Below are 5389 nucleotides of genomic sequence, written 5' to 3' on the forward strand. Positions count from 1 at the left end.
ACCATTAGAGAAATTTGCTCAGCTTGTTGATTATCATAAGACTTTTCAAACTGTCGCACCTCATGTTTGAATTCGCCTGGCTTTAAAAATTTCATCTAAAAAGGCAATAGATGCCTGTGGTAAATAACCTTGTGTTAAACGGGTGTATTGATCTTGCTCTAAGGCTTTAATGGAAAGAGGACCAAACAATTCTTCAGGTACAGAAAAGCAGGTCAGTAAACGCTCAAAATAGGGTGTTTGCTTAAACATGAGATGGATGCGACGAGCCACCATACTTTTGCCTGTGCCAGGCGGGCCAATCAATAACATGTGTTCGCCTGATAATGTTGCAAGAAAGGCAAGTTTAATGGTTTGCTCACGCTCAATTAAGCCTTGCATTAACTGTTGTTGAATACGCTGAATTTTTTCAAATAATTGCTTTTGGTTCATGGTGTTATACGCAATATAAATTATACATAGAGTGTAAGTTTAGGTTTGGTAAAAAGATAGTGATTAAAACTATGACCAAGTCATAGTTTGACGTGATGAAATCATCAACTTATGAGCCAAAGAATATACCGAGTCCAACTAGAACAATCAGACCCAATGCCAAACGATTGAGCAGGGTAATAAAATTCCAGCCCTTTTTAATGGTCGCCCGATGTTGATAAACACGTTGAAGATTATAAAACACAAACAGTACATCAATAATCAAGGCAACTGGTAAACCAATCATCGTGACAATACCCAGCCCATTAATCAAAATAAGCAGAATGACTTTTTTAATATTGCTTTGGCTAAAAACTAGATGTTTAAAGAACAGACGTTTAATCATTTCCATATCGAATTCCCCCAAATCTGTATAAAAGAAAAGGTGTACAAGAAACTGTACACCTATATGGCTTTAAGCTAGGATTTTTTTAAGCTGTTGATATTCTTCTAAGGTTTTTTGTTTTTCAGCAAAGTCCTGACGAACCTGTTGTAACTCTTGTTCAAGTCCTGCAATTAGGGTTTGCAGTAAAGAATCACGAGTTTGTTCTAGACTGTGCTGTAAATCCTGAGAAGATGTTTTAAAGCGTTGCGATAACATTTCAAAAATTTTCTGCAATGATTGATTAAGTTGTTGTTTAAGTTGCTGAATATCACTACTTGAACGAACCTGACCGCTAAAATTACGGCTAATCAGCTCACTTGGATTGCCGATATCCAAATTTAGCTCAGGTAAATCTAGCTGATTGATGACACGATCCAGCGTATTTTTAAATTGTTTAGGATCAAAATCCTGACTGGATGTATTCAGTTCATCCACCAGTGCCTTGCGTAACTCCAGTTTTAATTGGCTTGGGCGAACTAAGTCGTTAAAGTGATATTGAATATCAACTGTGCAATCACGGGCATATTGGCTAATTTGTTCCACTGCATCAGACGCATTCAGATATTCATAGGTTTTGGTAAATGTTTTATACCGTGTTTCAGTATCACCCCACGTAAATGGGTTATACCATTTTGAGGTACTGACTTCATACGAGCGTTCTTCTGTTTCTGTGCCTGTATGCGTGGTGATTTGACTATATTGTTGAATCCCTTTTTGCAAGTCACGCGTAATATCCTGAGTCGTGCTTTGCAGTTTATTAATTTGTTGATTAATCAGATTTTCCAGTTTCCCTGAAATGCGCTGAATCTGTTGTTCACATTTTTTTTGTTGCTGTTCCAGTTGCTGAATATCTTGCGTGTTCAAGGTATGGATACGTTGATCAATCATTGCAGTCAACGCTTGTACTTTATCTGTTAAATTTTCCTGAGCTTTGGGCAAAAGTTCTTGTTTCTTCTGTTCTAAAAGTTGGACTTTATTCTGGCGAGCCTGTTCATATTCTTGGCTAAGCGTTTTAAAGTTACCAATTCTTTCCCAGTCTGCTTGAGTAAATTGGTAATCACCCCATTCTTCCCCTAAACTTTGTAATTCCTTATAAGTATGCTGCATGGCCTTATCCCATTGAGATTGTTCCCAATGTGAAAAACCATAGGCAAAGGTACTGGATAGAATAGGTTTGGTCAGTGAGCGTAATAATTCGGCAACTTGTGGGCGACCTGCCTGTTCACGTTGTTCAGCAAGTTTTCCAAGTTCAGTTTCCGCACGACGATTGACACGTTTTTGAACATTGGTTTCACATTCTGCTAACGAATCACGGTTAAAACCATCATCAATAATCACAGAATCATATTGTGCAGCCACTAAAACCATTTTTTGTACGCCACCTTGAGGGAGTTGGCTTGAGAGTAATTCAATATCAGATTGATCTAAAAACTGACTAGCACGGGAAAGGAAAAACACAACATCACAGCGTTTCATTTCTTCTTTGGTTTTTTCAGTACGGCTGAGCACAGGATCGTTCATTCCTGGCGTATCAATAATGTCAAAGCCTTTTAGTTCTTCATTGGGTAAATAGAGGCGTGTCATTTTGACCAAAGGCGTATATTGACCACTGTTGCCTGCATAGCTGTCTAGAACCTGCATCAGCTCATCTAAAGAATTGGCTTCAATCAGTTGTTTTTGTTGCTGCAATACCTGAGTAACATCCAGGCCACTTTGCTTCACCATCGTGGTCAGTTCTTTTGCCACTTTAATTTGGTCATAATCGCCTTGTTGTTGTGCCAGTTGCTCAAGGTCTTGCCATTCCTCTGCTGTGTAGTATTCAACTTCCAGTACAGGTTTTTCACCGTAGGAAATGCGTGTTAGGTTTGCTGTTTTAGGTGTGGCTGCTGTAGGCAGAACGGGTTTGCCATTAAAAAGGAGAGCATTTAAAAAGCTACTTTTACCTGCCTTGACCTGCCCCATAATCGCAATATTCAGTGTTTGCTCTTCCTGATTAAAACGCTCGACCTGTTCTAATAACGGTTTTTTTAGGCTTAGAATATCCTGAATTTCATTAAAACGTCCCTGCCAAGGTTGTAATTGCTCAGAAAGTTGGTTCAATTTTTCTAGGTGTTGCTGAATGGTCATAAGACACTCTTTTTTATGATGAAATAAACTATTTCATGGAGTCTACCTGAATTCTTATAAAAAAATAGAGTCATTTCATCGGTCTAAGTCATAGTTTGACGTAGTAATTTTCATAGATTGTTTTATATTGAATTTCGATTGTATATGATCAACACATAATAAAATTTCAGGACAAGAGAATGTCATACCAAGAAGACTTTGATATCGCACAGCGTTATGATTTATTGTGCCGCGCCAGTCAGTCACATGTTGAACAGGAGGGGCAACCTTTACAACTTGCAGCCGATCTGGATGTATTGGACAAAATCATTAATCATGATTTGCCTGAACTGGCTCGTTCAGGTAGCCCTGATCATTTTGCCGATATTTTAAAAAGTCTCAATCTGGAATTAGAACATTTTAGGGAGTTTTGTGAATTTCCAGACTTGGCTCAAAAAGTTGTGGTAGGTGTTGGTGGCGCATTCAGTGCAGGAAAATCCAGTTTAATTAATACGCTTTTAGGGAAAAAGCGTTTAGTGGTAGAGATTGATCCAACAACTTCTTTACCGACTTATTTGTTGTATGGTGAACAGGAACAGATTACGGCACTTAATTTATTTCGCCGTCGTGTAATTTTATCTCAGGATGAATTTGCCAGTCTGACCCACGAAGAAAAAATAAAATATGGTAGTCAGATTGCAGGGCTATTGCGTTCAGCTTTTGTCAGTGATCCAGATTTTACTTGGAAAAATATCGCCTTGCTTGATACCCCAGGGTATAGCAAACCTGATAGTGAACAGTGGAGTGAGCGAACAGATGAATCTGTGGCACGTTCACAACTTAATTTGTCTAACTTTATCATTTGGGTGGTATCAGCAACACAAGGCACGATTTCCGAAGATGATTTAAAGTTTTTGGCAACTTTAAATGCGGATATTCCTAAGCTGATTGTGGTCAGCCGTGCTGATGCGAAAACACCTGAAGATATTGCCAAAATTGTGGCTTTGGTGAAGCAGACGACAGGAGAACGAGGAGTTAATGTGCTGGATGTAGTTCCTGTATCTGCACGGAAGAAAAATGATTATCCAGTTCAGCCTATAGTAGAGTTTTTAGAGAAGTGGAATGAACATAAAAAAACCTTAAGCTTTGCTCAGAATTTTAAACGACAGTTTTTGGAATATGCTCGGTTTATTGATAGTGAGCAACGATTAGCACATTTAAAACTTAATCGTTTAAATCGAATTTTGGCTTTAAGTGATATTCCCGAAATTGAAAGTGATGCAGAGGAATTACAACAATCTGCACAGGCAGATTTGCAGCAATGGGAACAAATTACGGAAAGTTTACGAATTTTACAACGGAAATTTTTTGCGAAATTAAAAGCTGTGGGGGATAAAGTTGGTATTGCATTACCTGAACCTGATGAATTGGAGCTTCTAAATCTGAAAAAAGTTGATTTATTGGATGTATTGAGGCAACTGGATATAGGTAAGGGTAATTTCTTAACTCATAAAGCGAGTCTGGTGGATTTTAGCTTAAATATTGAAGTGAAAAATGCGCCGCAAATTTTACGCAGAACCACAGAAAAATATTATTCAACACTTTACGCATTGGCATAATAAGGATAGCCCAACATGAATATGATTAAACTGATTGACAAGATTAAAACCGAAATTTTCCCATTACATGACCATTATGCAAGTGATTTAGATCAGCATAGTCGTGAGTTATATGCCACAATGTTGGCGAGTGTAGTGTTAAATAAAGGTCAGATTAGTGAAGTTGAAACTCGTTTGTTTTCAATGTTGCTTGATTCTTTAGACTTGGAAGCCAACACGGCAAAATATCTAAACTTGGCACAACAGATTAATTTGGAAAAAACACGAGAGTTTTTTAATGATGTATTAGACAACGAAGAAATGCAAACTGCATTCTTAATGGATGCTTTGATTTTATCTCGAATTGATCAGCCATTAAATAACACGCAAATGGAATTGATGGCGGAATTATTTGATTCTTTTGAGTTAACAGAAGACCTATTACATAGTCTTATGTATTATGTCAAAGTTATTATTGGATTGGAGCAAGAAACAGATACTTGTATATTTTATAGTAAAATAAATAAAAAAATTCCCCTAAAAACTTCATGGTATGAGTTCTGTTTAAATATTTTCCAACAACAATATAATGATGGTGCATGGTTTGATGAAAGAACAGGTTTAATGTGGTCAAGAAAATGTTTCAATAGAGGGGAGGAAATGTATTGGCGGGATGCAAAAGAGGCTTGTACTAACTTACGCACAGGTGGGTATGATGATTGGCGTTTACCTACAGCAGAGGAATTACGTACTTTGAGGGCAGAGTAAAACTTGAAGTGCGACATAAACCACCTAATTAATTTAAAGGGTTTATGGAGTATATAAAATTGTC

General features: G+C 37.4%; 5 protein-coding genes. 2 read left to right on the top strand and 3 right to left on the bottom strand.

The genetic code is table 11. From position 1 onward, the window contains the following. Window positions 1–60: 60 nt before the first annotated feature. The 3 genes from NO346_RS14525 to NO346_RS14535 all read right to left on the bottom strand — a co-directional run bounded on the left by NO346_RS14525 (window position 61) and on the right by NO346_RS14535 (window position 2980). Window positions 61–429 carry an AAA family ATPase gene (locus NO346_RS14525; RefSeq protein WP_256415592.1) on the bottom strand — a complete coding sequence of 123 codons (369 nt, stop codon included), beginning with the start codon at window positions 427–429 and terminating at the stop codon, window positions 61–63. Window positions 430–538: 109 nt separating this feature from the next. Beyond that, window positions 539–820 carry a hypothetical protein gene (locus NO346_RS14530; protein ID WP_005157469.1) on the bottom strand — a complete coding sequence of 94 codons (282 nt, stop codon included), beginning with the start codon at window positions 818–820 and terminating at the stop codon, window positions 539–541. 63 nt (window positions 821–883) lie between these two features. Beyond that, the gene (locus tag NO346_RS14535) at window positions 884–2980 is read right to left on the bottom strand and encodes a dynamin family protein (protein ID WP_256415593.1); all 2097 of its coding nucleotides are present in this window, start codon (window positions 2978–2980) and stop codon (window positions 884–886) included. Between the two features lie 179 nt (window positions 2981–3159). Here NO346_RS14535 and NO346_RS14540 point away from each other — a divergent pair, with 179 nt between their 5' ends. Further along, window positions 3160–4578 (top strand): dynamin family protein, encoded by a 1419-nt coding sequence (locus NO346_RS14540; RefSeq protein ID WP_256415594.1) that lies wholly within the window; start codon window positions 3160–3162, stop codon window positions 4576–4578. A gap of 15 nt (window positions 4579–4593) precedes the next feature. Continuing rightward, entirely contained in the window at window positions 4594–5325 is a 732-nt protein-coding gene (locus NO346_RS14545; protein WP_256415595.1) for a DUF1566 domain-containing protein, read from the top strand. Window positions 5326–5389: the final 64 nt, after the last annotated feature.

The sequence above is a fragment of the Acinetobacter sp. 5862 genome, assembly GCF_024494585.1.
In the GTDB taxonomy this organism is placed as follows: Bacteria; Pseudomonadota; Gammaproteobacteria; order Pseudomonadales; family Moraxellaceae; genus Acinetobacter.